Source organism: Actinacidiphila rubida (assembly GCF_900110255.1).
GTDB lineage: Bacteria > Actinomycetota > Actinomycetes > Streptomycetales > Streptomycetaceae > Actinacidiphila > Actinacidiphila rubida.
Map to the genome: position 1 here is coordinate 31,369 of NZ_FODD01000021.1, position 25,640 is coordinate 57,008.

The 25,640-nt window shown below is 74.6% G+C and carries 22 protein-coding genes and 1 pseudogene; 9 read left to right on the forward strand and 14 right to left on the reverse strand.

Annotated features, from left to right (window positions below; translation table 11 throughout):
- The first annotated feature begins 13 nt into the window (after window positions 1-13).
- A complete protein-coding gene (locus tag BMW99_RS21260; protein ID WP_069466591.1) occupies window positions 14-211 on the forward strand; it encodes a hypothetical protein in 198 nt (65 codons plus the stop codon).
- Complete coding sequence (locus BMW99_RS21265) at window positions 177-1,355, forward strand: serine hydrolase domain-containing protein (protein WP_079138933.1); 1,179 nt, start codon at window positions 177-179, stop codon at window positions 1,353-1,355. Before BMW99_RS21260 ends, BMW99_RS21265 begins: the two co-directional genes overlap by 35 nt.
- Before the next feature lie 192 nt (window positions 1,356-1,547).
- On the opposite strand, the gene BMW99_RS21270 is transcribed toward BMW99_RS21265, so the two are convergent.
- Window positions 1,548-2,756, reverse strand: a complete 1,209-nt coding sequence (locus BMW99_RS21270; RefSeq protein WP_069466592.1) for a YVTN family beta-propeller repeat protein — start codon at window positions 2,754-2,756, stop codon at window positions 1,548-1,550.
- Window positions 2,756-3,520, reverse strand: coding sequence for a polysaccharide deacetylase family protein (locus BMW99_RS21275; RefSeq protein ID WP_069466593.1), 765 nt, complete (start codon window positions 3,518-3,520; stop codon window positions 2,756-2,758). Before BMW99_RS21275 ends, BMW99_RS21270 begins: the two co-directional genes overlap by 1 nt.
- A gap of 140 nt (window positions 3,521-3,660) precedes the next feature.
- Here BMW99_RS21275 and BMW99_RS21280 point away from each other — a divergent pair, with 140 nt between their 5' ends.
- Window positions 3,661-5,019 carry a glycosyltransferase family 4 protein gene (locus tag BMW99_RS21280; protein ID WP_075017338.1) on the forward strand — a complete coding sequence of 453 codons (1,359 nt, stop codon included), beginning with the start codon at window positions 3,661-3,663 and terminating at the stop codon, window positions 5,017-5,019.
- A gap of 164 nt (window positions 5,020-5,183) precedes the next feature.
- Here BMW99_RS21280 and BMW99_RS21285 read toward each other — a convergent pair whose 3' ends face one another.
- Window positions 5,184-5,669: a VOC family protein gene (locus BMW99_RS21285; RefSeq protein ID WP_069467096.1), complete on the reverse strand. Its 486-nt coding sequence runs from the start codon at window positions 5,667-5,669 to the stop codon at window positions 5,184-5,186.
- A gap of 100 nt (window positions 5,670-5,769) precedes the next feature.
- Window positions 5,770-7,269 (reverse strand): sugar transferase, encoded by a 1,500-nt coding sequence (locus BMW99_RS21290; RefSeq protein WP_079139032.1) that lies wholly within the window; start codon window positions 7,267-7,269, stop codon window positions 5,770-5,772.
- A gap of 312 nt (window positions 7,270-7,581) precedes the next feature.
- On the opposite strand from BMW99_RS21290, the gene BMW99_RS21295 reads away from it, so the two are divergent.
- Window positions 7,582-8,628: a small ribosomal subunit Rsm22 family protein gene (locus BMW99_RS21295; protein ID WP_079139033.1), complete on the forward strand. Its 1,047-nt coding sequence runs from the start codon at window positions 7,582-7,584 to the stop codon at window positions 8,626-8,628.
- A 48-nt stretch (window positions 8,629-8,676) separates the two neighbouring features.
- Here the strand turns inward: BMW99_RS21295 and corA are convergent, their stop codons facing one another.
- From corA to ddaH, 3 genes are read right to left on the reverse strand one after another with little or no spacing between them, the layout of a single operon-like run.
- Window positions 8,677-9,837, reverse strand: coding sequence for a magnesium/cobalt transporter CorA (gene corA / locus BMW99_RS21300; RefSeq protein ID WP_069467098.1), 1,161 nt, complete (start codon window positions 9,835-9,837; stop codon window positions 8,677-8,679).
- Complete coding sequence (locus BMW99_RS21305) at window positions 9,834-11,417, reverse strand: phytoene desaturase family protein (RefSeq protein WP_075017339.1); 1,584 nt, start codon at window positions 11,415-11,417, stop codon at window positions 9,834-9,836. Before BMW99_RS21305 ends, corA begins: the two co-directional genes overlap by 4 nt.
- Window positions 11,418-11,426: 9 nt before the next feature.
- Window positions 11,427-12,353 carry a dimethylargininase gene (gene ddaH, locus BMW99_RS21310; RefSeq protein WP_407640309.1) on the reverse strand — a complete coding sequence of 309 codons (927 nt, stop codon included), beginning with the start codon at window positions 12,351-12,353 and terminating at the stop codon, window positions 11,427-11,429.
- 277 nt (window positions 12,354-12,630) lie between these two features.
- Here ddaH and BMW99_RS21315 point away from each other — a divergent pair, with 277 nt between their 5' ends.
- On the forward strand, window positions 12,631-13,368 hold the full coding sequence (locus tag BMW99_RS21315; RefSeq protein ID WP_069467496.1) for a bifunctional DNA primase/polymerase: 738 nt from the start codon (window positions 12,631-12,633) through the stop codon (window positions 13,366-13,368).
- 43 nt (window positions 13,369-13,411) lie between these two features.
- On the opposite strand, the gene BMW99_RS21320 is transcribed toward BMW99_RS21315, so the two are convergent.
- Both BMW99_RS21320 and map read right to left on the reverse strand, forming a co-directional pair.
- Window positions 13,412-14,392: a hypothetical protein gene (locus BMW99_RS21320; RefSeq protein ID WP_069467497.1), complete on the reverse strand. Its 981-nt coding sequence runs from the start codon at window positions 14,390-14,392 to the stop codon at window positions 13,412-13,414.
- 68 nt (window positions 14,393-14,460) lie between these two features.
- Window positions 14,461-15,318 carry a type I methionyl aminopeptidase gene (gene map / locus BMW99_RS21325; RefSeq protein WP_075017340.1) on the reverse strand — a complete coding sequence of 286 codons (858 nt, stop codon included), beginning with the start codon at window positions 15,316-15,318 and terminating at the stop codon, window positions 14,461-14,463.
- Between the two features lie 92 nt (window positions 15,319-15,410).
- Between map and BMW99_RS21330 the strand changes: the two genes are divergently transcribed.
- On the forward strand, window positions 15,411-15,605 hold the full coding sequence (locus tag BMW99_RS21330; protein ID WP_069467792.1) for a hypothetical protein: 195 nt from the start codon (window positions 15,411-15,413) through the stop codon (window positions 15,603-15,605).
- A 66-nt stretch (window positions 15,606-15,671) separates the two neighbouring features.
- Here BMW99_RS21330 and BMW99_RS21335 read toward each other — a convergent pair whose 3' ends face one another.
- Both BMW99_RS21335 and BMW99_RS21340 read right to left on the reverse strand, forming a co-directional pair.
- The gene (locus BMW99_RS21335; protein WP_075017341.1) at window positions 15,672-16,982 is read right to left on the reverse strand and encodes an MFS transporter; all 1,311 of its coding nucleotides are present in this window, start codon (window positions 16,980-16,982) and stop codon (window positions 15,672-15,674) included.
- A gap of 63 nt (window positions 16,983-17,045) precedes the next feature.
- Window positions 17,046-17,630: a hypothetical protein gene (locus BMW99_RS21340; protein WP_075017342.1), complete on the reverse strand. Its 585-nt coding sequence runs from the start codon at window positions 17,628-17,630 to the stop codon at window positions 17,046-17,048.
- A gap of 81 nt (window positions 17,631-17,711) precedes the next feature.
- On the opposite strand from BMW99_RS21340, the gene npdG reads away from it, so the two are divergent.
- Together npdG and BMW99_RS21350 are read left to right on the forward strand one after the other, a co-directional pair.
- Window positions 17,712-18,437, forward strand: coding sequence for an NADPH-dependent F420 reductase (npdG, locus tag BMW99_RS21345; protein WP_069467313.1), 726 nt, complete (start codon window positions 17,712-17,714; stop codon window positions 18,435-18,437).
- 143 nt (window positions 18,438-18,580) lie between these two features.
- Window positions 18,581-18,760 carry a hypothetical protein gene (locus BMW99_RS21350; RefSeq protein WP_069466380.1) on the forward strand — a complete coding sequence of 60 codons (180 nt, stop codon included), beginning with the start codon at window positions 18,581-18,583 and terminating at the stop codon, window positions 18,758-18,760.
- Window positions 18,761-18,818: 58 nt separating this feature from the next.
- On the opposite strand, the gene BMW99_RS21355 is transcribed toward BMW99_RS21350, so the two are convergent.
- Window positions 18,819-19,604 carry a site-2 protease family protein gene (locus BMW99_RS21355; protein ID WP_069466381.1) on the reverse strand — a complete coding sequence of 262 codons (786 nt, stop codon included), beginning with the start codon at window positions 19,602-19,604 and terminating at the stop codon, window positions 18,819-18,821.
- 563 nt (window positions 19,605-20,167) lie between these two features.
- Here BMW99_RS21355 and BMW99_RS21360 point away from each other — a divergent pair.
- The gene (locus BMW99_RS21360; RefSeq protein ID WP_075017343.1) at window positions 20,168-23,581 is read left to right on the forward strand and encodes an AfsR/SARP family transcriptional regulator; all 3,414 of its coding nucleotides are present in this window, start codon (window positions 20,168-20,170) and stop codon (window positions 23,579-23,581) included.
- A gap of 20 nt (window positions 23,582-23,601) precedes the next feature.
- Here the strand turns inward: BMW99_RS21360 and BMW99_RS21365 are convergent, their stop codons facing one another.
- Window positions 23,602-24,435 (reverse strand): ABC transporter permease, encoded by an 834-nt coding sequence (locus tag BMW99_RS21365; protein ID WP_069462699.1) that lies wholly within the window; start codon window positions 24,433-24,435, stop codon window positions 23,602-23,604.
- A 140-nt stretch (window positions 24,436-24,575) separates the two neighbouring features.
- Window positions 24,576-25,553 (reverse strand): annotated as a pseudogene (locus BMW99_RS21370) (ATP-binding cassette domain-containing protein); the annotation flags it as partial.
- Window positions 25,554-25,640 lie beyond the last annotated feature (87 nt).

Here is a 25,640-nt window from a genome sequence, read left to right on the forward strand (position 1 = left end):
CGAGGAGGAAGCGATGTCCGACGTTCCGGACGAACGCACCTGGGCGTTCAAGACCGCCGACAGCTCGCTGCACACCGGTGCCGAGCACGCTGTGGACCCGGAGGACCTGGTGATGGCCTCCGGCCGTGACTGCACCCCGGAACTCATCGAAAAAGCACGCAAGGCTTTGGAGGAACATGGCCCCGCCGCTGTCGAGAGGTACCTGCCCTGACGCGGGCCTCGACTCCGACGAGCTGAACCGGATCGTCCCCGAGCTGGCCGGCTGGCTGCGCCCGGCGCCCGACCACCCGTGGTGTGCGGGCGCCGTCGTGCTGGCCGGACGGGGCCGCACCGTCGCCCTCCACGAGGCGATCGGCTCCGCCGTCCGGTACACCGCCTACGACGAGCACGCCGACCGGGGAACCGAACTTCCCGAGGAGCGGCGGGTGCCGATGCGCCCCGACACCCTCGTCGACCTGGCGTCCCTCACGAAGCTGTTCACCTCCGTGCTCGCCGCCCGCCTGCTGGACCCGGAGGCCGCCGTGGCCTCCTACGTCCCGGGCTTCGCGGCGGCCGGCAAGGCGGACGTCACCGTGCGGCAGCTCCTCGACCACACCTCCGGACTCCGCCCCGAGCTGCCCTTCTACGACGCGCCGACGCCCGGCGAGCGGGCCCTGATGCTGTGGCGGGAGGCGCCGCTGCACGCCCCGGGCACCGTGCGGGTCTACTCGGACCTCAACCTCATCGCCGTCCAGCAGTGCCTGGAGGCGGCCACCGGCCGCCCGCTGGACGCGCTGGTCCGCGAGCACGTCACCGGCCCGCTCGGCATGACCGACACCTGCTACAACCCGCCGGCCGCGCTGCTGCCGCGGATCGCCGCGACCGAGGACCAGCGCCGGCCGTGGGGCAAGCTCGACCGGGGCATGGTGCACGGCACCGTGCACGACGAGAACGCCTTCGCGATGGGCGGCGTCAGCGGTCACGCCGGACTGTTCTCCACCGCGTGGGACCTGGCGCTGTTCTGCCGCGCGCTGCTGGACGCGGGCGGGCCCTGGCCCGGCTTCGAGGTCGACCAGCCGTGGTTCATGGGAGAGCTGGCGGGCGGCGGCGCGGCGGGCCACACCGGGTTCACCGGCACCAGCCTGGTCGTCGACCCCGCGAGCGACGCGTTCCTGGTGCTGCTCACCAACTCCGTCCACCCGACGCGGACCTGGCGCGAGGGCAGCGCGCCGCGCGCCGCCGCCGCGACCCGGCTGGCCCGGGCGGTCCGCTCCTTCGACGCTACCGCGCCCGCGGAACGCGTCACCTCGGCGGAACCCGCCGCGTCGCCAGAGCCCGCGCGGGGCGCGGTCCCGCCGCCGGAACCGGTCGGCTAGCGGGACCCAGGGCGTGTCCGCGCAGTCCCGTCTGGCCGGCGACGCCTGGCACGCACGCTCGCTGCGTTGTCGGGCTCGTCCGAGGAGGCCCGCTACGAGGACGACCCGGACGACGCTCCGCCTTGCGATCGCACGCACCAGACGCCGCCGGCCCCGCCCTTCGGGCGGACGACGCGACGTTGCGGACACGCCCTAGCGGAAGATCCCGGTGTGGCCGAGCGAGTAGCGGCCCGGCTGCGGGTACACGCACAAGCCGTGCGGGCCCGCGCCCACCGGGATCTTCGCCAGCGTCTTCCCGCTGGTGGTGTCCAGCGCGTACACCTCGCCGTTGTAGCGGCCGGACAGCCACAGCACCTTGCCGTCCGCGGACACCCCGCCCATGTCCGGGCTGCCGCCGCCGTCGATGTGCCACTTGCCGGTGAGCTTGCCCGTGCGGAAGTCCAGGAGCGAGATCGAGCCCTCGCCGCGGTTGGAGATGTACATCGTGCGCGAGTCCCGGGAGACGTACAGGCCGTGCGCGCCCGCGCCGGTCCGCAGCAGCTTCGGCTTGGAGAACGTGTCGCCGTCCATCACCCACACGCCGTTGGCGACCATGTCGGCGATGTACCAGGTCCGGCCGTTCGGCGAGATCTTGACGTCCTGCGGCATCGCCCCGTCGAACGCCAGCCGCTGCTGGCCGATCACCTCCATCTTCTCGGTGTCGACCTTCAGCAGCTCGCCGGAGAACTCGCAGGAGACGATGAAGTAGCGGCCGTCGGGGGAGAAGTCGGCGTGGTTCACGCCGTAACAGCTCACCGGGACCGTCTTCTTGACCGCCATCGTGTGCGCGTCGCGGAACACCAGCTGGCGGTCGAGCGACGCCATCACGATCGCGTACCTGCCGTTCGGCGTGAAGTACAGGTTGTACGGGTCGTGCACCGAAACGGGGGAGCCGACCTTCCCGGTGGCCGGGTCGATCGGGGTGAGGCTGTTGCCGACGTCGTTGTTGACCCACAGCGTCTTCAGGTCCCACGAGGGCACCACGTGCTGCGGCTGCAGGCCGACGGGGATGGTGCGGACCACCTTGTACGTCTTGGGGTCGATGACCGTCACCGTGTTGGACTCGGTGTTCGGCACGTACACCAGCTGCGGGAAGTTCCGCACCACCGGGGACAGGGCGTTCGGCCGGTCGGCGGCGTACACGTCGTCGGGGTCGAGCAGCGGCGGCATCCCCGGCAGGCCGGTGACACCCGCCTCCAGCGGGTGGACCGCGTTCTGCCCGCTGATCGCGGCCTTCTTGGCGGCCTGCGCGTGGGACTGCGGGCTCGAACTGCCGCAGGCCGCCGCCAGCACGGCGAGCGCGGCGGCGAGCACGGCCGAGGACAGGGACCGCCGGGAACGGCGGGACGTGGGCGTGCGCATCAGGTCAGCAGCTCCGTGGTCGTGACCGCGCGCAGACCGCGGCGGTGCAGGTCGTCGAGGATCCCGGGCAGCGCGGTCACCGTGCCGGCGTGCCCGAAGTGCAGGGAGACCACCGAGCCGTTGCGCGCCTGCGCGGCCACCGCCGCCCGGACCGTGTCCGCGCCCGGATCGGTGTAGTCGAGCGGGTCGACGTCGTACGACAGCAGGTGCGGATAGCCCGCCCGCTGGGCCAGCCGCACCACCAGCGGCGTGGTCAGCCGGGCCTGCGAGGGCCGGAACCAGCGGCCCTGGGAGCCGGTCAGCCGGCGCAGCCGCTCGGCGCACCCGGTGATCTCCGCGGTGGCCTGCGCGGTGCTCATGGCGCCGATGTCGCCGTGGGTCTGGGTGTGGTTGCCCAGCTCGTGGCCGCCGTCGAGGATGCGGTGCGCCAGCTGCGGATACGTGTCGAGCCAGCTGCCCACGGCCAGCACGGTCAGCCGTGCGCCGGCCTTCTCCGCCTCCGTCAGCAGCGAGGTGGCCAGGGCCGGTTCGCCCTGGCCGTGGAAGGTGAGGGCGACCATCGGGCGGTCGCGGGGGCCGTGCTCCACCTGGTCGGGCAGGGCCGTGCCGCCGCGCGCGGCGGCGTGCGGCGGACCGCCGGCGGTGCGGGCCGGGGTGGCGGTGTGCGCGTCCGCGGACGGGCGGCCGCCGGAGGAGCATCCGGCGAGCAGCGCCCCCGAGGCGGTCACCTGGAGGAGGTCGCGGCGCGAGATCGGCTTGGGCATCGCGCATCACTTTAAGGCGTTTTGTCCTATCTACCGGATTGACTCGACCCGGCGTCCCGAGGATGGCCCGCACGGCTGAACGCTAGGGTGGTCGCCTGTTCGGACCGGGGACTCAGGGGAGACAGGGGAGAGGGGACTCAGTGACCCGAACCGGCGTGCGCCGACTGCTGCTGGTCACCACCAACTACGCGCCGGAACCGGCGGGTACGAGCCGCTACGCGACGCAGATCGCCGAGCACTGGGCCGCAGGCGGGGCCGAGGTCCACGTGCTCACCGGCATGCCGCACTACCCGGCGTGGCGGCTGGACCCGGCGTACGCCGGGAAGCGCGAGGCCGAGGAGGAGCGCGGCGGCGTGCGGGTGCACCGGCACGGTCACACCGTGCCGTCCCGTCAGACGGCCCTGAGCCGCGCCCGGTTCGAGGCGTCGCTGCTGCGCGGCGCGCTCGCCGCGGCGCCCCGGATCGAGGGGCTCGAACGCTTAGACGCGGTGGCCGCGCAGATGCCGAGCCTGGCGGCGGGCGTGGTCGGCGCGCGCCTGGCCGCCCGCCACGGCGTGCCGTTCGTGCCCGTGGTGCGGAACCTGCTGGGCACCCGGGCGGCCGTCGCACGGCTGGTCGAACGGCGGGTGCTGCGGCAGGCCGCGGTCGTGGGCGCCGCGCACGAGACGCTCGTGGGCGAACTCGCCGCGCTCGGCGTGCCGCAGGACCGGATACGGCTGGTGCCGAACTGGTCCCTGACCCCGCGGGCGTCGCGCCCGCGCGAGCAGATGCGCGCGATGCTGGGCTGGCGGCCCGGTCAGACGGTGCTGATGCACTGCGGCGACCCCGGGGACGGGCACGGCCTCGAACTCCTCGTGGACGCGGCACGCACCGATCCCACCCTGCGCGTGGTCGTCCTGGGCGACGCGGCCGGGCGCGAGCGGCTGCGGGCGCGGGCCGGCGGCCTGCCGCCGAACCTCGACGTGGCGCCGCTGCCCGACGACAGCGAGCTGCCGGAGATGCTGGCGGCGGCGGACGTCCTCGCGGTCACCGATCCGGGCGTGCCGGCCGAGCTCACGTCGTGCTTCGCCGCGGGGCGGCCGATCGTGGCCGTGGTACCGGAGGGAAGCGGCACGGGTCGCGAGGTCGCCCAGGCCGGGGCGGGACTCGTCGTCCCGCCCGGCACTCCCGGGCCGCTCCTCGCCGCGACGCGCGCGCTCGCCGCGGAGCCCGAGCGGGGGGCCTCGGGCCCCGTGTACGCCGCCGCGCACCTCACCCGCGAGGCGGGCCTCGCCCGCATCGACGAACTCCTCTCCCTGGCACTCGCGCCCCCGCCGGCCCCCTCCCCGCTCCCGCCGATGCCGGCGGCTCCGCCCGTCCCCGCAGAGCCCGTCGTCCCGCCGATGCCGGCGGAGTCTCCGGCCACGGGTGAGGTTCGGCTGCCGCCGATGCCCGCGGAGCCGCCCGCGGAGACGAAGACCGTCGAGCCGTCCGACGCGGACGAGGACGCCGTCCACTGACCGGTCGCCCGGTGCGCCGATGGTCCGGCGCGGACGGAAGAGCCCCTCTGGGGCGGTCGGCGGTGTGCGGCGCCGTTGTGGCTGGTCGCGCGGTTCCCCGCGCCCCTGACGGGGCTGAGGTTCTGCCCGGGTTCGCCCGGTGCGGGCGAGGGGCCGGGGGCCTCTCAGGAAGAGGCGGCGTGGGCCGAGGTGAGCGACGCGATGTCCAGCTTCTTCATGGTGAACATCGCCCGCGCCGTCGCCGCCGCCTTCGCCCCGTCCGGGTCGCCGAGGAAGTCGAGGAGCGCGTCGGGGACCACCTGCCAGGAGACGCCGAAGCGGTCCTTGAGCCAGCCGCACTGGACCTCCTCGCCGCCGTTCCCGGCGAGCCGGCTCCAGTAGTAGTCGACCTCGGCCTGGTCCGCGCAGGGGATCTGGAACGAGACCGCCTCGTTGAACGTGAACTCGGGCCCGCCGTTGATCGCCACGAACTTCTGCCCGTTGACGGTGAACTCGACGCCGAGGACCGACCCGGGCTCGCCCGGACCGGCCTCGGTGTAGCGGCTGACCCGGCCGCGGGTGCCGTCCTTGAACACGGACAGGTAGAAGTCCGCCGCCTCCTCGGCCTGCCCGTCGAACCACAGGCACGTGGTGAGTCCGCCGGTCGTCATGGTGCGCCTCCGCTCGTCTCGGTGCGTCGGGGACCTGGCCCCGCCCATGAAGACCGGCCGCCGGGCGGAAACTCATCGCCGCCCGGCGCGGACGCCACGCCTAGTAGGCCCCCCGTCCGTCGACCACGGCCCGCACGGTGCGGGCCATCACGTCGACGTCCCCGGTCAGCGACCAGTTGTCGACGTACCGCAGGTCAAGCGCCACCGTCTCGTCCCACGACAGGTCGCTGCGTCCGCTGACCTGCCACAGCCCGGTGATGCCGGGCTTGACGGCCAGGCGCCGCAGCTCCACCTCGTCGTAGCGGGCGACCTCGTCGGGCAGCGGCGGCCGCGGGCCGACCAGGGACATCTCGCCGCGCAGGACGTTGAACAGCTGCGGCAGCTCGTCCAGGGAGCAGCGGCGCAGCAGCCGGCCCACGGGGGTGACCCGCGGGTCGCGCCGCATCTTGAACATCAGGCCGTCGTTCTCGTTGGCGCCGTTGACCTCCATCTCGGCCCTGCGTGCCTCCGCGTCGACGACCATCGTGCGGAACTTCCACATGGTGAACGGCGTGCAGCCCTGCCCGAAGCGGGTCTGCCGGTGGAACACCGGGCCCGGCGTCGTCGACTTGATGGCGACCGCCACGATCCCGAACAGCGGTGCCAGCAGCAGCAGTCCGAGCCCCGCGCAGGCCCGGTCCAGCGCCGACTTGAGCCCGACCTGCAGGCCGCGCCGCATCGGCGGCGCGATGTGCAGCATGGTCAGGCCGGCCGGCGCGTCGAGCTGGACCCGGCGCACGGCCACGTCCACCAGGCCGGTCAGCACCGCCAGCGGCACCCCCGCGTCGTGCAGCGCCCAGGACAGCCGGCGGAGCCGCTCGGCACCCAGCCGCGGCCCGGGGGCCACCAGCACCAGTTCCGCCTTCAGCTCGCGGGCCGCCCCCATCACGGCGGCCGCGTCCTCCACCAGCCCGGCGGGCGCGACCGGGGCCAGCCGCGCCGGGACCGGAGTGCCGCACTGGAGCCGCGCGTTGCCGACCGGCACCACCCCGACCACCACGTAGGCGTGCTCGGTGCGGGCGGCCAGATGCTCCACGACGTGGTCGGCGGTGCCCGGTTCGCCGATGACCAGCACCCGGCTGACCGACCGCGCGGCCTTGCGGGCCGCGATCAGATGGTGGTGGGTGCCCTTGCGCCCGGCGAGGGTGAGCAGCGGCGCCGCGGTGAGTGCCAGCAGCGCCAGCACGGGCCGGGCGATCTCGCCGAACGCGGTGCGCAGCACGGCCAGCACCCCGAGCAGCACCAGCCAGTCGCCGAGCACCCCCAGCACACCGCCGCCCTCGCCCAGCACGTGGCTCGCGTAGCGCCCGCGCACCGAGCGCACCGCCGTCCACGCGCCGGCCGCGACCAGCGCGCAGGCGAGCGGGTGCGGCTGGCCGCTGTGCCCGAGCACCAGCAGCACCGGCAGCCCGACGCCGAGCGCGTCCACCGCCAGGGCGAGGGGCAGGTACCACGGCGGCTTGTCCCCGTACCTGCTGTGTGCCGGGTGCACGCTGAGGCGGGGGCGCAGCGCTCCGGGCACACCAAAGGCACCGGTGCGTGCCGATGCCCTGGTCCTCATGGTTCGCGGAGTGTTCCTCCGCGCCGGTCTTGGCTCGCTCTCGACCGACATCACCCGGATGTCGGGGTTCGTTCCGATACGCCGCATGGACCCCCCTGGCACATCGCGACCGAGTGGACGCCCCCAGCACTTCCCCAAGTGCTGGCGTCGCCCAGGTACGGGGGAACGCTAGGCCAAGTGAGCCGGTGCGCGCTGCGGATTGCACATATTCGCGCCGTTATTTTGACCGAGTTGACCCCCCTATGGCGCCCGCGACGGTACGCAGTGTAAGGGGTCCGTTACAGGTGTGCCGGACCCTTACAGTTGGGGCTTGTGTCGACCGTCCAGCTTCCCGCCGACCTCCAGGACGCCCTCTCCGAGCGGCTCCACGCCACCGCGCCCAGCCGGGCCTCGGCACAGGTCGAGCGGCTGATCGAGAACTACCGGGGAACGACCCCGACGGCCGCGCCGATCCTGCGGGACGCCGCGGACGCCGCCGCCTACGCCGCGTACCGGATGCCGGCCACCTACGCCGCCGTGCGCTCGGCGCTCGGCGCGTTCCGCGCGCAGGCCGGCGACTGGGCGCCCGGCACCCACCTCGACCTCGGCGGCGGCACCGGCGCGGCGACCTGGGCGGTGGCCGACGCCTGGCCCGGCGGGACGCACCGCAGCACCGTCCTGGACTGGTCGCAGCCCGCGCTCACCCTCGGCCGCGAACTCGCCCGCGGCGCCGGGGAACCCGCGGTGCGGGCCGCCGAGTGGACCAGGGCGCCGCTGGGCGGCGCACCCGCACTGCCCGCGGCCGACCTGGTCACCGTCTCGTACGTGATCGGCGAGCTGACGCCGGCCGGCCGGGCCGCGCTGCTGGACGCCGCCGCGGCCGCCACCCGCGGCGCGCTCGTCGTCGCCGAGCCGGGCACCCCCGACGGCTACCGGCGGATCATCGAGGCCCGCGACCGGCTCGTCGCGGCCGGGCTCACCGTGCTGGCGCCCTGCCCGCACGACGGCACCTGCCCGATCACCGGGACCGACTGGTGCCACTTCGCCGCCCGGGTGCCCCGCACCTCGCTGCACCGGCAGGTCAAGGGCGGCACCCTGCCGTACGAGGACGAGAAGTTCGGCTACGTCGCCGCCGCCCGTCCGGACGCGGTCCCCGGCGCCCCCGCCGCCGCGCGCGTGGTCCGGCACCCGCAGATCCGCAAGGGCCAGGTGCTGCTCGACCTGTGCACCCGGGACGACGGCCTGACCAGGAACACCGTCACCAAGCGCCACGGCCCCGCCTACCGGGCCGCCCGCGACACCGAGTGGGGCGACACCTGGCCGCCCGCGCCCGACGCCGATGCCGATGCCGCCGCCGACAGCGCGCCGGAAGAGGAATGACGCGGGCCCGCACGCCCGTGGGGCGCCGGACGCCGGTGCCCGCGCCCGCTACAGCCAGCCGTTGCGGCGGAAGGCCCGGTAGCAGAGCGCCGACAGCACCGAGGTGACGCCGACCATCAGCGGATAGCCGAAGGACCAGCCCAGTTCCGGCATGTGGCGGAAGTTCATGCCGTAGAACCCGGCGATCATGGTGGGGATGGCCATGATCGCCGCGGCCGCGCTGATCCGCCGCATGTCGACGTTCTGCTGCACCGTCAATTGGCTGAGATTCGCCGCCAGCAGGCCGTCGACCAGCTCGCTGTACGCGACCAGGCGCTCCTTCACGTGCGACAGGTGGTCGGCCACGTCGCGGAAGTAGCGGGCGATCTCCGCGCTGACGAGCGGGTCCGGATCCTCGCTGAGCCGCTGCAGCGGGCGCGCCATCGGCACCACCGCGTGCTTGAACTCGATCAGCTCGCGCTTGAGCTGGTAGATCCGCTCGGCGTCGTCGCCCTGCGCGGCCGCGAACACCTCGGACTCCAGCGTGTCCACGTCCAGTTCGACGGCGTCCGCGACGTCCAGGTAGTCGTCGACCACCTGGTCGGTGATCGCGTGCAGCACCGCCGCGGGACCGTGCCGCAGCATCTCCGGCCGGGCCTCCAGGGCCCGTCGCACCCGCGCCAGGCCCGGCGCGCTGCCGTGCCGCACCACCACCACGAAGTCCCGGCCCACGAAGATCATGACCTCGCCGGTGTCGACCACCTCGCTGGTCGCGGTGAGCCTCTCGTGCTCCACGAACACGATCGTCTTCAGCACCAGGAACAGCGTGTCGCCGTACCGCTCCAGCTTCGGCCGCTGGTGCGCCTTCACCGCGTCCTCCACGGCCAGCGGGTGCAGCCCGAACGCCTCCGCGATCTCGGCCAGATGCTCGGCCTCCGGCTCGTGCAGGCCTATCCAGACGAAGCCGCCCTTCCTCCTGGCCTCCTCCAGCGCCTCCCGCGGCGGCAGCGAGGCCGTCCGGCAGCCCTCGTCGTACACCGCGCAGTCCACCACCACGTCGGCGGTGCAGCGCCGCTGACCCGGGAGCGCGCCGCCGGACCCGGTGTCGTCCAGGCTGTGCCACTTGCCCGCGCGCCGCCACTGGCGGCCGGTCGGCCGCCGCTGTCCGTCCGCCGCGCCCCGCGCCGTGCCCGGCCGGGCGTCGGCGGACCTGGTGGGCCAGTGCGTCATCGTGCGTTCTCCCGTGCCTTCTCCAGAACGGCCATCGCCGCGTTGTGTCCGGGGACTCCGCTGACCCCTCCGCCGCGGACCGCGCCCGCGCCGCACAGGAAGACGTTGCGATCGGCGGTGCCGACACCCCAGCGCCCCGTGGCGTCCGTCACGTCACCGTCTGCCCCGCGGCCGCCGTTTTCCACCTCGGCGTAGGGCCACGACAGGTCGCGGTGGAAGATGTGGCCGCCCGGCAGGCCCACCTCGTGCTCCAGGTCGAGCGGCGACTTCGCCTCCAGGCACGGCCGCCCGTCCGCGTCCTCCAGCAGGCAGTCCGCCAGCGGCTCGGCCAGCACGGCGTCCAGCTGCGCGAGCGTGGCCCGCAGCAGCGCCTCCTTCGTGCCCGCCGGATCGTCCGCGAACAGCCGGGCGGGCGCGTGCAGCCCGAACAGCGTCAGGGTGTGCACACCGCGCTCGGCCAGCCCCGGCCCGAGGATCGAAGGGTCGGTGAGGCTGTGGCAGTAGATCTCCGACGGCGGCGCGTCCGGCACCCGCCCCGCCGCGGCCTGCTCGTACGCGGTCTGCAGCTGCCCGTACGTCTCGGCGATGTGGAACGTGCCGGCGAACGCCTCGCGCGGGTCCACCGCGCCGTCCCGCAGCCGCGGCAGCCGGCGCAGCAGCATGTTGACCTTCAGCTGGGCGCCCTCCGGCTTCTCCGGCAGCGGCCGCCCGAGCAGGCCGGCCAGCGCGTACGGCGAGGCGTTCACCAGCACGTCCGTCGCGCCGACCGTGGTGCCGTCGGCCAGCGTCACCTCGGCCCGCGTCCCGTCGGTGGCGATGCCGGTCACCTCGGCACCGGTGACGATCTCCGCGCCGGCCGCGCGGGCCGCCCCGGCGAGCGCGTCGGTGAACGCGCCCATCCCGCCGATCGGCACGTCCCAGTCGCCGGTGCCGCCGCCGATCACGTGGTAGAGGAAGCAGCGGTTCTGCCGCAGCGACGGGTCGTGGGCGTGGCTGAACGTGCCGATCAGCGCGTCGGTGAGCACCACCCCGCGGACCGTGTCGTCGTCGAACGCGGCCTCCACCGCCTCGCCGACCGGCCGCTCGAACAGCGCCTCCCAGGCCGCGCCGTCGTCGATCCTGCGCTCCAGTTCCGCCCGCGTCGGCAGCGGCTCGGTGAGCGTCGGGAAGACCCGCTCGGCGACGTGCTGCGTCATCCCGTAGAACGCCTGCCAGGCCGTGAAGTCCCGGTCCGACCCGGTCAGCCGGACGAACTGCTCCCGGGTGCGGCCGGCGTCCTCGGCGTCCACCAGCAGGCCGCCGTCCCCGCTCGGGGTGTACGAGGAGATCCGCCGGCGGCGCACCGCGAACCGCAGGCCCAGGTCGTCCACGACCTTCCGCGGCAGCAGGCTGACCAGGTACGAGTAGCGCGACAGCCGCGCGTCCACCCCGGTGAACGCGCGGGTCGACACGGCGGCGCCGCCGGTCGCGGGCAACTGCTCCAGCACCAGGACGCGCCGGCCCGCGCGCGCCAGGTAGGCGGCGGCGACCAGACCGTTGTGGCCGCCGCCGACGATCACGGCATCGTAGGAACCATGCATGCGCGCACCCTACGGGGTGGCGGGACGCAGCTCCATCGTGCAGCACTTCACGCTGCCGCCCGCCTTGTGCAGTTCGGACAGGTCCACCGGCACCGGCTCGAAACCGCGCTCCCGCAGCGGCGCGTGCAGCCCGGTGGCCGCCCGCGGCAGCAGTACGTTGCGGCCGTCGCTCACCGCGTTCAGGCCGAGCACGGCCGCGTCCTCGGCGGTCGCCAGCAGTGCGTCGGGGAACAGCCGCTCCAGCACCTCCCGGCTCGCGGGGGTGAAGGCGCCGGGGAAGTACATGATCTCGTCGCGCGCGTCGTCCAGCACCGCCAGCGCCGTGTCCAGGTGGTAGTACCGCGGGTCGGTCAGCTCCAGGCTGATCACCGGCCGCCCGAAGTACTCCTGCGCCTCGTCGTGGGCCAGCGGGCTGCTGCGGAAGCCCTGCCCCGCGAGGATCCACGCGGACGTGACGGCGAAGTCACCCTCCGCCTCGTTGACGTGCTCCGGCTCCCGGACGTCGGTGAAGCCGTGTGCGCGGAACCACTCCAGGTGCGCGGGGGCCTCGGCGGTGCGCTCGGGGTTGGCGAAGCGGGCGCCCAGCACCCGGCCGTCCACCACGGTCGCCCCGTTCGCCGCGAAGACCATGTCCGGCAGGCCCGCCCGCGGGTCGAGGATCTCCACGGTGTGGCCGAGCCCGCGGTAGCGGTCGCGCAGGTCCTCCCACTGGAACATGGCGAGGGCCGGGTCCACCGGCTTGGTGGGGTCCATCCACGGGTTGATCGAGTACGTGACGCGGAAGTGTGCCGGAGGGCACATCAGGTACCGGCGGGGTGTCGCGATACGCAAGGCAGGCTCCTCGGAGGGTGGTTGAGGCGCGGATGCGGGGTGCGTCCCGGCGGGTCGGTGGTCCGGCGGGAGTCGTACGAACGCGTACCGCGATTGTGCGGCAATCCCCGCGGGTTGCGCACGGCTCGGAGCGGGTTCCGCCCCCGGGTCCCCCGGGGTCCGTCCGCCGTGGGCCGGCCGGCGGCGGGTGGCCCGGGCCCGCACCACGGGCGTCCCGGACGACCTGCGGGGACCCCGCGCCCCGCCCCGGCCCGGCCGGAGCGGGGCGGCGGGCGGGGGAAGAGGAGACCCCGAGTGGGTGTTGCTCACCGGTAAGGGGGAGGATGGGCGGCAAGGCCCGCGTACCGTGGAACGGGAGCGGGCCGGCGAGGGAAGGAGCTCGATGGCAGGCAAGAACAGGATGTCCGGCTGGCTGCGACGCCGAACGGACAGTGCACCAGGTTCTGCCCGCCAGGCCAGGGACTCCCGGACGGACGTGCCCGACCCGCAGCGTGACGCGCTGATCACCGCGGCCGTCACCGCAGGCTTCCCCGTCGCCCCCGCGGCCCACCCGGAGGGCTTCGGCTGTTCGTGCGACCGCATCGGCTGTCCGGTGCCCGGGCAGCACCCGGTGTCGATGGCCTGGCACAGCCAGGCGAGCACCGACCCGGAGCGCGTCGCGCAGTGGCTGGCCAAGGAGCCGCTGGCGAACTTCGTCACCGCCACCGGCCGCGACCACGACGTGCTGGACGTGCCGGCCGAGGCCGGCCGGCTCGCGCTGGAGCGGCTCACCGCGGACAGCGCCACCTTCGGCCCGGTCGCCGCGTTCGGCGAGGACCGGCTGCTGTTCTTCACCGCCACCCGCGGTACCCCCGTCGACGAGGACGAGTGGTGGCCGTGCGCGCTCGACTCGCTCCCGGAGACGGCGGACGAGCGCCCCGGCATCCGCTGGCACTGCCGCGGCAGCTACGTGCTGCTGCCGCCGGCCCGGCTCGCGTCGGGACGCGGCGTGGAGTGGCTGCCCGGCCACGGCCCGGACCTGCCGCTGCCGGACCCGCTGCCGGTGCTCGACGTGCTCACCGACGCGTGCGCCCAGTTCGGCTACGAGCCGGAGCCCGAGCCGATGACCTGGGGACGCTGAGGTCCGGGACGGTTCGCCGGCCGGGGCTGCCCGCAGGCCGGGACTATTCGCCGGCCGCGCCGACCAGCCCGACGAGGCGGCTGATGAACACCACCTGGCCGCCGGGGCCCGTCGCGCCGGCCTTCGGCACCGTGACCATCTGCTGCCCGACGTGGGACAGCGTCACCGAGGTCCGCGGAGTGCCGGTCATCAGGGCCCGGGTGTCCGGGTCGATCGACAGGTTGTAGCCGGCCCGGTACGTGGACTTCGCCTGGTGGCGGGTGCCGAAGAAGACCAGCGCCCCGCCGTCCTGGGTGCGCAGCGCGACGGGGGCGAAGTCGCCGTCGTCGGCGGGCTGGTCGGCGTACTGCGTCACGGAGTTGGGGGTCCTGGCCTGGTCGCCGCGGTTGGCCCGCAACGTCGAGGTGGCCGCGCCCTTGGCGAACCGGTCGGCGCCGGTGCCGTGTTGGAGGTAGCCGGTGTAGGCCGTGCCCAGCGTGCCGGGGGCCAGCAGCAGCCCGCCGCCGTCGGCCGGCACCGGCACGACGTGGCCGTCCCCGTCCGTGGCCAGCCGCGGCAGCGTGCCCTCCGCGGCCACGGCCAGGTATGCGGCGCGCCAGGGCTCGCTCGCCGCGTCGCGGCGGAAGACCATCAGCCAGCGGCTGCCCGCCGCCGCGTGGTTGGTGGCGGTGTCGGCGACGAAGAACTTCGGCCAGCCGACCTGCCGGGGGATCCAGTACTTCGTGTCGGAGAACGTCAGCGGCGAGAACTTCGGGTTCCCGCCCGGGTTGTTGACGTGCTTCGCCCGCACGCCGGCACCGTCTATCGCGCCCAGCGGCCCGGTCTCTATCCGCGCGAGCAGCTGCGGGTCCCAGGCCTTCGTCGCCTCGTTGTCCACCGTCGCGAAGCCGGCCAGCACCTTCGCCGCCTCGTCCGGTGCCACCGAGGGGATGAGGGCGCGTTCGCCGTGCACGGTCATGCATCCGCCCAGCGGCAGGACGAGCGCGATGGCTGCGGCCCCCAGGCCCAACCTGCGGCGGATCATGGCGCGTCGGCTCCTTCGTACCCCGGGGCGGACCGATGAATCGGCGCCACCCTACCGGTAGCGACGCGTCACGGGAGGGTGAGGACCTCGGCGCCGTCGGCCGTGACGACCAGCGTGTGCTCGAACTGGGCCGTGCGCCTGCGGTCCTTGGTGACCACGGTCCAGCCGTCGTCCCAGATGTCGTACTCGTGCGTGCCGAGGGTCAGCATCGGCTCGATGGTGAACGTCATGCCCGGGCGCATCACCGTCGTCGCCCGCGGGTCGTCGTAGTGCGGGATGATCAGCCCGGAGTGGAACGAGGTGTTGATCCCGTGGCCGGTGAAGTCGCGGACCACGCCGTAGCCGAAGCGCTTGGCGTACGACTCGATGACGCGGCCGATGACGTTGATCTGCCGGCCGGGCCGCACCGCCTTGATCGCCCGGTCCAGCGACTCACGGGTGCGCTCGACGAGCAGCCTGGACTGCTCGTCGACGTCGCCGACCAGGTACGTGGCGTTGCAGTCACCGTGCACGCCGTGGATGTACGCGGTCACGTCCAGGTTCACGATGTCGCCGTCGCGCAGCACCGTGGAGTCCGGGATGCCGTGGCAGATGACCTCGTTCAGCGAGGTGCAGATGGACTTCGGGAAGCCGCGGTAGCCGAGGTCCGACGGGTAGGCGTCGTGCGCGACCATGAACGCGTGGGCGATGCGGTCCAGCTCGTCGGTGGTCACCCCCGGGGCGATGGCCGCGGCCGCCGCCGCCATCGCCTGCGCGGCGATGCGGGACGCGACGCGCATCCGCCCGACGGTCTCCTCGTCCTGCACCTCGGGCCCGGTGTACGGCGCGGGGCCCGGCCGGCCGACGTACTCCGGGCGCGGGATCGACGCGGGTACCGGGCGGGTGGGGGAGAGCTTGCCGGGGACGAGAAGCGAGGGACCAGACATGCCGAAGAGTGTATCCGCGGGAGATCGGGAACGATGGCGCTAGGCCACGCCCTAGCCACGGCCTAGCGGGGGCCGAGATCGGAGGGACGGACATGGCGGTGTTCAAGGCGAACAAGCCGGCGGGCAAGCCGGGCGAGTGGTTCTACTGCCTCAAGCACAAGAAGGTCGAGGAGGGGCCGGAGTGCCCGGCCAAGGACCGCTTCGGCCCGTACCCCACGCGGGCGGAGGCGGAGCACGCGATGGAGAAGGTCGCGGAGCGCAACGACGCGTGGGACTCCCAGGACTAGCTGCTCCTCGCCGTCCGCCTCCAGCCCCCGCGGCCGCCGGCCGCCCGCGGCGCCGCGGGGGCCCGTTCAGTCCAGGGCGGCGGCGGGGACTTCGGGTGCGGGAGGGACGACCTTGTCGCCGGCGGGTGACTCGTAGGCGAGGAGCCGCGGCAGCGCCGTCGCCAGGAGCGCGACCGCGCCGACGCAGGCGAGACCGCCGGACCAGAGGGACGTCCGCGCGGAGCTGATCGCGGCGACACCGCCCGAGCGGACCTGGCCCAGCGTCGGGCCGACGGAGTACGAGAGCAGCTCGATCCCCGCCAGCCGCCCGCGCAACGCGTCGGGGATCGTCTCGTTCCACATCGTGGAGCGGCCGACGCCGCTGATCATGTCGAACCCCCCGGCCACCGCCAGGAACACCAGCACCACCCAGACGTCCCGCGTCCACCCCGCGCACGCCGTGGCCAGACCCCAGCCCGCCGCGGCGAGCACCACCATCCGGCCGTGCCGCCGGATCCGCGACGTCCACCCGCTGGTGACGCTCACCAGCAGTGAGCCGACCGACCCGGCCGCGTACATCAGGCCCAGCGACCAGCGCGCGTGCAGGTCGTCCGCGAGGAACGGCAGGATCGCCGCCGGGTAGGCGAAGAACATCGCGGCCAGGTCGATCGCGTAGGTGCCGAGCAGTTCCTTGCGGTGCCAGGCGTACCGCGCCCCCTCCGCGATGCCGCGCAGCGACGGCGGCTCGGCGTCGTGCCCGGCCGGGGAGGGGCGCAGGCCCAGGCCGAGCACCGCGCTGACGGCGAACGTCGCCGCGTCCGCGCCGTACGCCCAGCCGAGGCCGGCGTACGCGATGACCAGCCCGGCCACCGCGGGCCCGGCGATCGCGCCGACCTGCCAGCGCAGGGCGTTGAGCGCGGCCGCCGCGGCGAGCTGCTCGCGGGGGACGATCCGCGGCACGATCGTGTCCAGCGCCGGCCGCTGCAGGCCGGTCAGCGCGCTGGACACCGCGGCCGCCAGGTACAGCGGCCACACCTGCGGATGCGGCAGCAGCGTGTTGAGCAGCAGCGCCCCGACCAGCACGCCCTGCGCGGCCTCCGCCGCGACGATGAGCACCCGCCGGTCGAACGCGTCGGCGAGCGCGCCCCCGTACAGCCCGAACACGATAAGCGGCACCAGTTCGACCGCGCCGATCGCACCGACCGCCACCGCCGAGCCGGTCAGGTCCTTGAGCTGCACCGGCAGCGCCACGAACGTCAGGAAGCTGCCGAAGTTGGTGATGACGCCGGCCAGCCACATCAGCCGGAAGTCGCGCGAGGTCCGCCACGGCGTGAGGTCGGGCAGCAGGGCGGACCACCGGCGGCGGCGCGGCGCGGTGGCGTCGGGATGCGGGGGCATGGTCCCGCATCGTCGCGGCGCCCCGGCGGCCGGGCAACGGGTTTTCCGCTCCGCCGGCCCGTCCTACCAGCGGCGCGGCGGCGCCATCAGCCGGTCGGCGAGGCGCGCCCGCCGGGCGCGCGGACCCGGTCTGCGCGCCGCGGCGGCACCGGCCGCCACCAGGTGCTGGACGGTGTCGAGCGGCACCAGCGGATCCTCGGGCACGGGCAGCGCGTCGTGCGCGAGGCCGTGCAGGTCGGGCGTGCCGCTGGCGTCGACGGCCAGCAGCGTCGCCCCGTCGCGGCGCACGTCGGCCAGGCGTTCCAGGAACGTGTCGCCGAGCGGCCCGGGCGCGACCACCAGCAGCGTGTCCTTGCGGCCGGCGGCGGCGAGCCGGCCCAGCCCCACGGACAGGTGAGGGCGCGCGCCGGGCGGGACCCGGTGCCGTACGAGGGTGGGCGCCAGCTCCGGCACGCCGCTCCACGCGGCCTCCTCGTCGAGGTGCGCCGCCAGGTGCCACGGCTCGTACGCGTCCGTGCCGACCAGCAGGAGCCCGCCGCCGCGCCGCCGTACGGCCCGCCGCAGCGCGCCGCCGAACGCCCGCGTCGCGCGCGGCCATTCGGTGCCGGCCAGGGCCTCGCGCAGCAGCGCGACCCGCAGAGCGTCCATGGCCGGGCATCCTCCTCCGCCCCGCGTGATCCGCGCCACCGAACAGCACCCGAACATCGCGGACCTGAAAGGATCCACGGCATGACGAACCCTGAGAACCCCAGTTCCGGCAGCCCGGCCCCCGCGAAGGCCCCCGCGAGGGACCCCTGGGAACTGCCGGACGTGTCCGGCCTCGTGGTGGGCGTGCTCGGCGGCACCGGCGACCAGGGCCGCGGCCTGGCGTACCGGCTGGCGAAGGCGGGCCAGAAGGTGGTCATCGGGTCCCGCAGCGCCGAACGCGCGCAGGCCGCCGCGGACGAGCTGGGCCACGGCGTGGAGGGCGCGGACAACGCGGAGTGCGCCCGGCGCAGCGACATCGTGATCGTCGCCGTGCCGTGGGAGGGCCACGCCAGGACCCTCGAGGCGCTGCGCGCCGACCTCGCGGGCAAGCTCGTGGTGGACTGCGTGAACCCGCTCGGCTTCGACAAGCAGGGCGCCTACGCCCTCGCCGTGGAGGAGGGCAGCGCGGCGCAGCAGGCCGCGGCCCTGCTGCCGGACTCGCGGGTCACGGCCGCGTTCCACCACCTGTCCGCGGTCCTGCTGCAGGACCCGGACGTCGCGGAGATCGACACCGACGTGCTGGTGCTCGGCGAGTCCCGCGCCGACACCGACGTGGTGCAGGCGCTCGCCTCCCGCATCCCCGGCATGCGCGGCGTGTTCGGCGGCCGGCTCCGCAACGCGCACCAGGTCGAGGCGCTGGTGGCCAACCTGATCTCGGTGAACCGCCGCTACAAGGCGCACGCCGGGCTGCGCGTGACGGACGTGTGACGGGCCTCTGACGGAGGTCCGCCGGACGTCCGCCGCCGGGCCCGCGGCCCGGCCCCAGGCCGGGGCCGGGCCGCGGGCCCGGGGGCATGGGGGACAATGGCCGTACGCCCGACCCGCCCGTACGACCGCAGGAGCCGTCCGCCATGCCCCGCCTCGCCCTTTACGCCCTCGTGGTGTGCCTGCTGGCCCTCGCCGCCGCGGTGGTGTCCTTCGCGTACGGCAGCTGGCTGGGCATCGTGTGGGTGCTGCTCGCCGGTGTCACCAGCAACATGTGGTGGTACTACCGCCGCAAGGCGAAGCTGGACGAGCAACGCCACGCGTAGCGGTTCCGGGACCGGGTCCGGTCCGCGTCCCTGGGGATCGGGCCGTGCGGCCCGCGGCTCAGCTCTTCCAGAACTGGAACAGCTGGTAGCCGTTCGCCGCGTACCACGGGTCGACGTGGCACCAGTTCAGCACGTGGTAGACCGCGTCGAAGAACTTGTTGTTGACCGACTGGATGTACAGCACGCCGAACACCGCGAGCAGGCCGAACGGCGCGTAGGGCGCGACCTGCCGCTTGAAGCCGTCCGACAGCCACGGCTCGACGATCCCGTAGCCGTCCAGACCGGGCACCGGCAGCAGGTTCAGGAACGCGGCGGAGACCTGGAGCAGCGCCAGGAACGCCAGCGACGACCGGAAGTCCTGCGGCCAGGAGTCGGCCGTGCCCAGCAGGAACGGCAGCATCAGCAGGAACGCGAACAGCACGTTGGTGAGCGGTCCCGCGGCGGAGATCAGGCTGTGCCGCACCCGGCCGCGGATCCGGTCGCGCTCGATGTACACCGCGCCGCCGGGCAGCCCGATGCCGCCGGCGATCACGAACAGCACCGGCAGCAGGACGGACAGGACCGCGTTCGCGTACTTCAGCGGGTTCAGCGTGAGGTAGCCCTTGGCGCCGATCGACAGGTCGCCGCTGTGCAGGGCGGTCCGCGCGTGCGCGTACTCGTGCAGGCACAGGGAGACGACCCAGCCGGACACGACGAACAGGAACACCGCGAAGCCGTGGTCGGCGGCGTAGTGCGTCCACACCGCCCAGCCCGAGACGGCCATCACCGCGGCGATGCCGAGGAACACCGGACTGACCCTGCTGTCGCTGCCGCGCCGTGCGCGGCCGATCGGGGTGACGCTCATGGGGACGGATACTCCTGGCGGGCGCGTACGGTCGTCGCCAGGCCGGGGGCCTGGCTGCCCGATCATGCCATCCGCTGCCGCGGAGGCACAGGCGGTCCCGGAAGAACGCCCGGCGACCTCCGGGGGTTCCACCCCCACCCCCACCTGGCCCACACCGTCGGAGCCGGTGCGCCGCGCACCGCGCCCCCACGCACCTGTCGCGTCCGCCGGGCACAGCCTGTCGCGCGTCCGCCGGGCGGGGCGTGCGGGGCGGCGCCGCCCGCAGTCGCCTCCCTCGGGCTGGTTCCGGCCTCGCCCGGACCGGGTGCGTCTCTGGCCGCGCGGCCGGAGTTCGCGGCTGTCGGCGCGGGGTGTCCGGCCCGCGGCCGCCCGGTCGCCCAGCGCGGGGCCGTCCGGCGCTGGGGTGCCCGCCGTCGCCCGCCTCGGGCTGGTTCCGGGTTCACCCGGACCGGGGGTGTGGCGGGCCGGGCGGCCCGGCGCGCACACGCGGGACGAGGGGGCGAATCGGATGGGCGTGTGGGAGGGGTCGGCGGGGTGGGGGTGTGCTCCGCAACAATGGGCGGGTGCGATACGCGATCCTCGGCACCACCCAGGCCCTGCGCGCCGACGGGACGGCCTCGGCGCCGGCCGGCGGGCGGCTGCGCGCGCTGCTCACGGCGCTGGCGCTGCGGCCCGGCCGGGTGGTCGGCGCGGACACGCTCATCGACGAGGTGTGGGACGGCGATCCCCCGGCGGGGGCGAGCGGAGCGCTGCAGGCGCTGGTCGGGCGGCTGCGCCGGACGCTCGGGCACGACGCGGTGCGCTCGGTCGACGGCGGCTACCTGCTGGACGCGGCGCGCGACGACGTGGACCTGTACCGCTTCGAGCGGCTCGCGGAGGAGGGCGCGCGGGCGCTGGCTGACGGCGACGCGGTGAAGGCGGCCGGGCTGCTCGGCGACGCGCTCGCGCTGTGGCGCGGCCCGGCGCTCGCCGACCTGCCGGACCGGGCGACGGCCGCGGTGCGCGTCGAGGCGCTGCGGGTGGACGCGCTGCGGCAGCGGCTGACCGCCGAACTGGCTCTGGGACGGGCCGACCGGATCCTGCCGGAACTGGCCCAACTGGCCGCCGCGCACCCGCTGGACGAACCGCTGCGCGCCCTGCACATCCGCGCGCTGCGCGCTGCCGGCCGCACCGCCGACGCCCTGACCGCGTACGAGGCGGTGCGCCGTGACCTGGCCGACCAGCTCGGCACCGACCCGAGCGTGGAGCTGCGCCGGCTGCACGCCGAGCTCCTCACCCCCGACGCGCTGCCCGCGCCCGCCGGACCTGCCCCCGTCCCCGCGCCCGCTCCCGCGCCGGCCGCCGCCACCGCCGCGGCCGAGCGGCCCGGCCCGTCGCGCGCGGCCGGCAACTCCCGTGCGCGGCTGACGAGTTTCGTCGGCCGCGAGGCCGACCTCGCGGCGGTCGGGGAGGACCTGGCGCGGGCCCGGCTGGTGACGCTCACCGGCCCCGGCGGCACCGGGAAGACCCGCCTGTCGCAGGAGGCCGGCGACCGGCTCGCGGACCGCTGGCCGGACGGCGTCTGGTACGCGGAACTGGCGCCGGTCAGCGATCCGGGCACCCTGCCGGAGGCGGTGATCAGCGCCCTCGGGCTGCGCGAGACGCACCTGCGCGGCGGTGCCACCGAGGCCGCCATGGCGGCGGACGCCAAGCGCAAGGACGCGGTGCGGCAGCTCGCGGACTACTGCGCCGGCCGCACGCTGCTGCTGGTGCTCGACAACTGCGAGCACGTCATCGACGCCGCGGCCGCCCTCGCCGAGCGGCTGCTCGCCGAGTGCCCGGGGCTGAGCGTGCTGGCGACGAGCCGCGAACCGCTGGGCGTGCCCGGGGAGTCGGTGCGCCCGCTGGACCCGCTGCCCGACCCGCCCGCGCTGCGACTGCTGGCCGACCGCGGCGCGGCGGCCCGCCCCGGCTTCTCGGTGGAGGACGACCCGGAGGCGTGCGCCGAGCTGTGCCACCGGCTGGACGGGCTCCCGCTGGCCATCGAACTGGCCGCGGCCCGGCTGCGCAGCCTGTCGCCCCGCCAGCTCGCCGACCGGCTCGACGACCGGTTCCGGCTGCTCACCGGCGGCAGCCGCACCCTGCTGCCGCGCCAGCAGACGCTGCGCGCCGTCGTCGACTGGTCGTGGGACCTGATGGAGCCGGTGGAGCGCGTGATGCTGCGGCGCCTCGCGGTGTTCCGCGGCGGCTGGACGCTGGAGGCCGCCGAGTCGGTGTGCGCGGACCCGCGCCCGGAGAGCGGCGACGGCGACCGCATCGACGGGCTGGACGTCGCGGCCCTGCTGGGTTCCCTTGTCGACAAGTCGCTCGTCCTGGCCGACGTCAACGGGGACGGCGCCCGCTACCGGATGCTGGAGACCATCTCCGAGTACTCCGGCGAGCGGCTGGACGCCTCGGGGGAGCGGGCCGCGGTCGAGGCCCGCCACATCGCGTTCTTCCGCGAACTCGCCCGGTGTGCGGACCGGCAGCTGCGCGGGCGGGACCAACTCGTCTGGTTCGAGCGGCTGGAGCGGGAGCACGAGAACCTGCGGGCCGCCCTGCGACGGGCCGTGGCGGCGGGCGACGAGCAGCAGGCGCTCGTCCTGGTGCTGGGCTGCGCCTGGTTCTGGGAGGTGCGCCACTACCAGTCCGAGCGGCGGCAGTGGCCGGCCGCGGTGTCCGCGCTCGGACCCGACCCGTTCCTGGAACCGCCGGGGCAGGACCCGGTCCCGCTGGGGCCGCTGGAGGGCCCGCTGCCGCTGGAGGGCGAGCGGCTGGCCGAGGCCCGCCGCTGGGTGCGCGTCGTCGAGCTGACCGCCAACGACGGCCAGAACGACTGGTGGAACGACCCGCAGCTGGCCAAGGTCGGGGCCGGCATGATCGCCGCCTATCCGCCGCATCTGCCGCAGGCGGCCCGGTTCCCCGGCATCCTGCGGCCCTACGGCGCCTTCTTCTGCGGCGACTTCGCCCGGCTGCCGCAGCTCGTCGACGAGGCCGTCCAGGCGTGCCGGCGGCACGGCCGGGACTGGGAGCTGGCGTTCTCCCTCCAGCTGCGGGCCAAGGTCAACAACGACGTGCTCGAGCGGGCGCACACCGCGGTCGACGACGTCAGTGAGAGCCGGCGGCTGTTCGAGCGCCTCGGCGACGAGTGGGGCGTGGCCGAGACGCTGTCCGCGGAGGCCGAGGGCGCGGGCAACAGCGGCGACTACGCGCGGGCCGCCGAGTGCTGCCGCCGCGGCATCGTGCTGGCCGCCAAGATCGGCTCCCACCAGCACGTGCCGGTACTCACCGTCCGCCTCGGCGAGGCCCTGGTCAACGCCGGGGAGCGGGACGAGGGCATGCGGCTGCTCTACGAGGGGGTGGCCGAGGCCGAGCGGTTCGGCGCGATGAACGACGGCGCCGCCTTCTACGGCAAGATGCTGCTGACCATGGCCCTCAGCCGTGACGGCCAGCACGAGGAGGCCCTGGCGCTGGTCGAGGAGACGATGCGGGGCGACGTCCTGCGCGGCCAGCCGAACTTCATCGCGGGGATCCTGGCCGGCGTCAAGGGCTATCTGATCGGGCGGCTCGGCCGTCCCGAGGAGGGCCTGCGGATGCTCGGCGACGGCATCGCCGTCCTGGCCGGCCACGCACTGGCCAACGTCATCACCCCGCGTCTGGGCGTGCTGCTGGCGCCCGGCGCGATCGAGCTGCTGGCGCTGCTCTCCGAGGCCGGGGCGCGCGACGCCGGCCGGCTGGACGACCTCGCCGGGCGCCGGGCCCGCCGCGCCGTCATGCTGGCCTGCGCCCACGAGCGGCTGCGCCCGCAGGTGATCCCGCCGGCCGAGGCGAAGCTGCTCGGCGAGGTGCTGGAGCGGCTGCGGGCCCTGCTCGGCGACGCGGCGTTCGCGGCGGCGTACGCCGAGGGCGACGGCCTGTCCGTGGACGAGACCGTCGCCCTCATGCGCGACGTGGACTGACGGGACCGGGACCGGGCCGGTCAGGTCTTCCTGCGGAACCGCGCCACCGCCAGCGGTGCGGTCACCAGCGTGATGCCGACCGACCAGGCCAGCACCATCCACACCGAGTGCGCCACGGCGCCGCCGTTGACCAGCGCGCGGGCCGCGTCGGCCAGGTTGGACAGCGGGTTCACCTTGGTGAAGCTCTCCAGCCAGCCGGGCATCGTGGTGGGCTTGGCGAAGATGGAGCTGCCGAACTGGAGCGGCATCAGGACGAGCATCGCGACCCCCTGGACCGCCTGGGCCGTCCGCATGGTCAGCCCGAGCAGGATGAAGATCCACATGAGCGAGGCACCGAAGACCGCCGACAGGCCGACCGCCGCGACCAGGTGCATGACGTCGGTGTGGATGGTCAGGCCCAGGGCGAAGCCCATGCCCAGCAGGATCGCGATGGCGATCAGCATCCGCCCGACCTCGACGACGATCTTCGCGATCAGGACCGAGGACCGCGCGATCGGCATCGTGCGGAACCGGTCCATGACCCCCTTCTTGAAGTCGTCGTTGATCCCTGTCCCCACGGCCATGGAGATGTTCATGCCCATCATGGCCATCAGGCCGGGGACCACGTAGTTCACGTACGCCTGCTGGTGCCCCTTGCCGGAGACCGCGCCGCCGAAGACGTACACGAACAGCAGGGTGAAGATCACCGGCATCAGCAGGGCGTCGAACATCGACTCCGGGTCCTGCTTGATCTGGAGCATGTTGCGGCGCGCCAGCGCGCCGATGTGCCGCAGGTTGGCCCGCAGGCCGATCCGGCCCTCGCCGTCCACGGCCGGCTTCGCCGCGAGGGGAGCCGTCGCCGTCGCCGCGCTCATACCGTCACCTCCACGTTCTCGTCGTCGTGCGTCAGGTCGTTCTTCGCGGTGCGCGCGCCGCCGTCCCGCGCGGTACCGGCGGCCTCCGCCTCGCCGGTCCCGTCGCCGGTCTCCGTGCCGGTCGCGTCGCCGGTCTCCGCGGACTCGGCCGGCCGGCCGGTGATGGCCAGGAACACCTCGTCCAGGCTCGGCAGGTGCGTGTCGATGTGGGCGATGCCGAAGCCGCGCGCGCTCACCAGCGCGACCACCGCGGTCAGCTGCTCGTCGCTGAGGATCGGCACGCTCACCATGCCCTCGGCCGGGTCGGCGTTGGCGCCGGCGACGCCGTCCAGGCCCGCCCCGCCGATCAGCGCGGCCATCGCGGCGGCCTGCGCCGGGTCGGTCGGGCGGATCTGCAGGGTGCGCCCGCCCACCTTCGCCTTCAGCTCGGCGACCCTGCCCTCGGCGATGACCCGGCCGCGGTCGATGACCGTCAGCTCGTTCGCGAGTTGCTCGGCCTCCTCCATGTACTGGGTGGTCAGCAGCACCGTCGCGCCGTCGGCGACCATCCCCTGCACCTCGTCCCACACCTCGTTGCGGGTGCGCGGGTCCAGGCCGGTCGTCGGCTCGTCCAGGTACAGGACCGAGGGGCGGCCGATCATGCTGGCCGCCAGGTCGAGGCGGCGGCGCATGCCGCCGGAGTACTGCATCGCCGGGCGCTTGGCGGCCTCGGTCAGCGAGAATCGCTCCAGCAGCTCGTCGGCGCGGGCCCTGGCGTCCGTGCGGGACAGGTCGAGCAGCCGGCCGATCATGTAGAGGTTCTCCCGGCCGGACAGCTTCTCGTCCACCGAGGCGTACTGGCCGGTGAGGCCGATCACCCGGCGCAGCTGCCGGGGCTGGGTGAGCACGTCGTAGCCGGCCACGCGGGCACTGCCCGCGTCGGGCTTGATGAGCGTGGACAGGACCCGCACGAGCGTGGTCTTGCCGGCGCCGTTCGGGCCGAGGACACCGAGCACGGTGCCCTGGCGCACCTGGAGGTCCACCCCGTCGAGGGCCTTGGTCTCGCCGTAGTGCTTGACCAGGCCGCGCACCTCGACGGCGGCGGTCCCGCCGTGGTCATTGAGTCGTCGCGTCGTCATGGCCACCACCATGGCGGACCCCGCCGACAGCGCACCGACATGTCACCGACAGGCCCGCCACCGGCGTGCGACCAGCGGTGTCGGTGC